This window comes from Methylocaldum sp., from assembly GCF_039794385.1.
In the GTDB taxonomy this organism is placed as follows: Bacteria; Pseudomonadota; Gammaproteobacteria; order Methylococcales; family Methylococcaceae; genus Methylocaldum.
This window is the reverse complement of the sequence record NZ_JBDIVO010000382.1, coordinates 1-4,178: the sequence shown is the minus strand read 5'-3', so window position 1 is coordinate 4,178 and position 4,178 is coordinate 1. Positions and strand designations below refer to the sequence as shown.

General features: G+C 56.8%; 4 protein-coding genes. All 4 read right to left on the bottom strand.

What is annotated here, in order from left to right; all coding sequences use genetic code 11:
• A partial coding sequence (gene asnB, locus ABJK70_RS21175) for an asparagine synthase (glutamine-hydrolyzing) (protein WP_347259031.1) occupies positions 1–1,021 on the bottom strand: 1,021 nt, incomplete at its 3' end.
• A gap of 12 nt (positions 1,022–1,033) precedes the next feature.
• A complete protein-coding gene (locus tag ABJK70_RS21170; RefSeq protein WP_347259030.1) occupies positions 1,034–2,176 on the bottom strand; it encodes a TIGR03088 family PEP-CTERM/XrtA system glycosyltransferase in 1,143 nt (380 codons plus the stop codon).
• Between the two features lie 4 nt (positions 2,177–2,180).
• The gene (xrtA, locus tag ABJK70_RS21165) at positions 2,181–3,758 is read right to left on the bottom strand and encodes an exosortase A (protein ID WP_347259029.1); all 1,578 of its coding nucleotides are present in this window, start codon (positions 3,756–3,758) and stop codon (positions 2,181–2,183) included.
• A partial coding sequence (locus tag ABJK70_RS21160) for a glycosyltransferase (RefSeq protein WP_347259028.1) occupies positions 3,755–4,178 on the bottom strand: 424 nt, incomplete at its 5' end. The genes ABJK70_RS21160 and xrtA, both read right to left, overlap by 4 nt.

Genomic DNA, 4,178 nt, shown 5'->3' with positions numbered 1-4,178 from the left:
CGGCATAGGGCTCGTCGTACAACCCTGCAAGCCGGTCGATCAACGAGAAATCGTCCGGATCGACCTGTTTCACACGATGACGTGTGCGATAACGTTCCGCCACCATCTCCGCATACCGCGCCTCGTTAAACGCGGGATCGCCGAAAGAGATCGAGCAGGTATTGACCGGATCGGCGGATAAGCCCGCCATCATGGCCACGACGGCACTCGAATCGACCCCTCCGGACAAGAAAGCTCCCAGAGGAACGTCGGCCACCAGCCGTATACGGACAGCTTCTTGCAAACGGTTGATAAGCTCTTCCCGCGCATGTCCTTCGGTCATGCTGCCGTCCGCTGCAAACGGTACATCCCAGTAGCATTCCGGCCGGCACTTCGGCTCGCCGCGCTTGAGGGTCAGACGAAAGCCCGGAGCCAGTTTCTGGACGCCGCTAAAGATGCTTTTCGGGTCGGGCACATAGCCATAGGCGAAATAATCTTCTACCGCGGTGGGGTCGATTTTCCGCGGCACGTCCGGATGGAACAGCAAAGCTTTCAATTCCGAGCCGAAGACAAATTTGCCGTTGGGGAGATCGGCATAATAAAGCGGTTTCACGCCTAACCGGTCCCGAGCCAGGAACAGCGTCTCGCGCGGGCGGTCCCAAATGGCGAACGCGAACATGCCGCGAAACCGGTCCACGCAGGACTCGCCCCAAGCCTCCCAGGCGTAGACGATGACTTCCGTGTCGCAGTGAGTCTCGAACTGGTAACCGAGGGTCTCCAACTCGGCGCGTATATCCTGAAAGTTATAGATTTCGCCGTTATAAGTGGCGACGACGCTTTTATCTTTATTGAAAAGCGGCTGTTGCCCGTTCGAAAGATCGATGATGGAAAGTCGCCTGTGACCGAATCCGAGTCCCGGCTCAGTATGCAGGCCTCCTTCGTCGGGGCCTCTATGGTATTGGCTTTCGTTCATGCGTCCGAGCAGTTCGCGGTCGATCTCTTCCCGCCCGAACCTGTCGAAGATGCCAACGATTCCACACATACTGTTAGTTCCTCAATGCCTTGTATTCAATAATTCGTCATAAAGGGCGAGATAACGGCTGACCATTCCGTCCAAACTGAACGATTCAACCACGCGCTTTTGCCCCGCAGCTCCGTGAGCTGCGATCATCCCCGGATCGTTCAGATAGGTCTTGAGCGCGGTTGCCATTGCGCCGGGATCTTCCTTGGGCACCAACATTCCGGTAACGCCGTTCACGACCAGTTCCGGATTACCGCCCACCTCGGTTGCGATCACCGGCAAGCCGGAAGCCATCGCCTCTAGGATCGTGTTCGATATGCCCTCTGCCCGGGAGGGGAGTACGAAGATATCCAAGCCGCGCAGGATATCGGCGATGTCGGAACGTTCGCCGGGCAGCCAGGCCAAACGCTCCAAGGCTGCCGACTCCAGCATTTGCCGCGCTTGCTCGCGTAAAGGTCCATCCCCCACGAGGAGCAAGCGCAGCGTCGCGCGGAGTTCGGGCCGCCATTCGAGCAAACCTATGAAGGCTTTTACCAGAGTGGGCTGATCCTTGACACCGTGCATGCGACCCACCGTGCCGATCAGTATTTGCCCCTCTCGGCTTTGAAAAGGGCAATCCGCTATCGAAGGCTTGCCGTCCGGCGCCGGATGAAATACCGATGTGTCGACACCGTTGCAGATACGGGTCATTTTCTTTTCGGGAACCCTGATCCTTTCCCGGAGATAAGATTCCAGATGGCACGATAATGGGACGTAACGATGCACAAGCGGCTTCAAGAATCGTCGCAGCCACTGATACTTGCGGTTCGTTCCGTCCGGATCGAACACATCCCACCCGTGTTCGCCGTGTACCCGCACCGGAGTGCCCGCGAACCAGGCGGGCATTTGACACTCCAATGCCGCGAGGTTGCGGGTATGCACGATGGCCGGTCTGAGCTGGCACAGCAACCGGTAAACCCGCGCGTAAACCTTAAAATCCTGGCCCTCGCTCCGGTTTAGCTCATAAACTGGAACGTCTCCGGCAACACGCTGCCTGAAGTCGGTCGCATCCTTAAGACAGATAACAGCGTGTCGGTAACGGTCCGGCGGTGTCCGGTTTATCAGATTCACCAGGCCGTTTTCCAAGCCGCCGACACCCAAGCGGTAGATGATATGCGCGACCAGCGGCGACTTCATCGGGTTACGATTGGGCCGCATCGTTCAGATTACGATCGACCGACGGCAACATCTCATCGACGAAACGCTGCAACACCTCGGAAGCCGTCCGGACATCATCTTCATACGGTGTAACGAGGATCACAGCCGCACCGTCCTTCACAGCGCCCAAAAGCTTGTCCTTGGCTTCGAGCAATTTCCCGATATAGTCGTTTGTCGTATACCGTCCCGATATCCGGTTCCAGCGCCAGGTCAGCAATCGCTGCGTGGGTGAATGAAGCCGTCCTTGCAGGACTGTGCCGGGAGCACCGTTCAGCCGGGCTTTCATCGGCTTTTCTTCGGGCATCTTCCAGACCTGCCGGTCTTCGGGGGAAACGAGAACGTTTTGCGAATTGATAAGTTCGCCGCCTTGTTTTTGATGGCGGTAATACATCACGTATAGGCCGACTGTGTCGGCGCCACTGCGATAAAACGCCTTGGCTTTGGCATTCGGCCCTACGTAGGAAGGCTCCCATTCCGTGAAGGCCTCGGCAGTTTGCCAAAAACCGGCTGCCTGTGGCAGCTCGACCTTCACGGATGCAGCTATGTGATCAGCCAGCGAATCGATGTAGGCTGCTCGAGCCGGCCAGAATACCGAAATGACCAAAGCTATGCCGGCAGTTGCTGCAAGGCGAACGGTATTAGCACGACGCTCCGGAATTTTTGTCGTAAAAGACGGCAACTCGGCGCTCCTCTGCGGAGGTTCGGTCCAAAACGAGCCGATCCAAAACATGAATAGCATGACGATACCGAAAAATATCCACCCATAGATCACATGGTCTACGCCTACCGCGAGCTTCATTCCGCTCAGATGGCCTATCATCACGATCATGTAGGCTCGCAATCCATTGGCAATTATCGGAAAACATAGGGCCAGCACGATGAATGCCATTCTGCGAACCATTGAGCGGTAGCTCAAATAGGCATAAAGGAAACCGAGTGTAATCGAGGCGATCAGGTAGCGTATGCCGCTGCAGGCTTCGACGACCGACCAATCGCCGCTGGGTATGCTGAAAAAAGTCCCTTCCCGGTAAACCGGAATACGGGTGATCTGGAGCATCTTAACCGTGAAGTCGGCGGTAAACTCCATCAAAATCGGAACAAGCGCCTCGCCGGTCGGTACGGCGAATAGCAGGAACCCAAGGGGAAACGCCAATTTGGTCAGCACGGTCCAGCCCAGAAGCAGCCAGATCAACACTGGAATCATGCCGATCAACATCAATTGCTCAATCACGAGGACGTCGACGAGCCGCGCCGCAAGCCATGCGAATCCAAGAGAAATCAAAAGCGGCAAGGCCCGATAGTCCGGGTACGGGATTATCCGGGCTAGTTCGCACCGCTCCCGCCAGATAAGCCAGATGCTTACCGGAAAGATGATGAAACCATGCGCGAAAGTCTCCGAACGCCACCAGATGGCGACCATCGATGCGAACGTGGAATGATAAATTCCCAGCAAGGCCAGAACGGCGACGCTCGTCAACCATAATGCCGCGGGCCATTCGGCGGCCGAATCCGGCGTATTGATTTGTTGCGGGCCGGCCAAAGCTTCAACACTCATTTTCATATTGCTTCCAGCACCGCCCCCAGACGGCGAAGACTGTTCGCCCAGCCGTATCGCTGCACAACGAACTCCCGGTTTCTCTCGGACTTAAACGGCAGCGAGTCGGCGCAAAGCGCCTTCGAGACGGTGTCCGCCCACTCCCAGGGAGTCTCCGCAACGAGAAGATCCAGAGGTTTTTGGATTTCGATGCCTTCGATCGCCGCCCCAGTGGAGACGATGGATTTCCCCATCGCCATGGCCTCCAGCACTTTGTTCTGAATTCCTCGTGCGATTCTCAAGGGCGTAACCGCACAACGCGCATGCTTCAGGAAAGGCCGCACATCCTCAACCGCACCGGTTACTGCAACACCCTCGATGCGAGCGAGGTTCCGGACCGCCTCAGTAGGGCGCGCACCAACGATGTAAAAGCGCGCCGTATCCATC